A 911-nucleotide genomic window follows, 5' to 3' on the forward strand; every position below is an offset into this window, starting at 1 on the left:
CGCCGACCACGACACCGACGTCATGATCGAGCTCTGGACCACGGGCCGGCCGCAGAACTACGCCCCGATCGCGCACGTGTCGACGCACACCGCGAGCGTCCCCGCCGGGGCGGGCGAGGCGGCCGTCGACCTCGGGTTCCGGCCGGACGAGCCGTGCAACGCCGTGGTCGTGGTCCGCCGGACCCCCGGCGTGCGCCTGGTCCTCACCGACGGGCACCCGTACGGCGTCCTCGCGCTCCGCGCCCGCACGGCCGACGACGAGCAGTTCGACGACCACATCCCGGAGGAGGCCGACCAGCCGGTCACCGACTGGGAGGCGCGGGCCCTGCGCGGACGCTCCTTCGCGTTCACCGCAGCCGACGCGTCGGACGCGTGGCGCGCCTCCCGGGTCGCCGACGGCTACCAGCGCCCCTTCGGCGGACCGCACCTGTGGTCGTCGGAGCCGGACGACGGCGCGGCGACCCTCACCCTCGACTGGGCGGAGCCCGTCGACGTCCGCGAGGTCCGCATCGTCTGGAACGACGACGTCGACGCCGACCTCATCAACCTGCACCACCACCGCACGCCGTGGGACGCGGTCCCGACCCTGGCCCGCGACTACCGGATCGAGGCGTGCGTCGACGGATCGTGGCGGGGACTCGCGACCGTCACCGACAACCGGCACCGGCACCGCGTGCACGACGTCGCGCCGACGCGGACCGCCTCGCTCCGCGTCGTCGTGACCGCCACGAACGGTTCACCGTTCGTGTCGGCGAGCGCCGTGAAGGTCTACTGACCCACCGCACCACCCGCAGCACCACCACGATCAAGGGAGATCGCCATGCGCCTGCGCGCACTGACCATCGCGACGGCCGTCGCACTGTCGCTCACCACCGTCGGGGTCGTCGGGCCGCCGGCCGTCGCGTCCGGCA

At 74.1% G+C, this 911-nt stretch carries 1 pseudogene; it reads left to right on the forward strand.

From position 1 onward, the window contains the following. Nucleotides 1-775: pseudogene (locus tag BIV03_RS16125) on the forward strand (pyridine nucleotide-disulfide oxidoreductase); the annotation flags it as partial. Nucleotides 776-911: the final 136 nt, after the last annotated feature.

Origin of the sequence: Curtobacterium sp. MCBA15_016 (genome assembly GCF_001865105.1) — a bacterium.
GTDB lineage: Bacteria > Actinomycetota > Actinomycetes > Actinomycetales > Microbacteriaceae > Curtobacterium.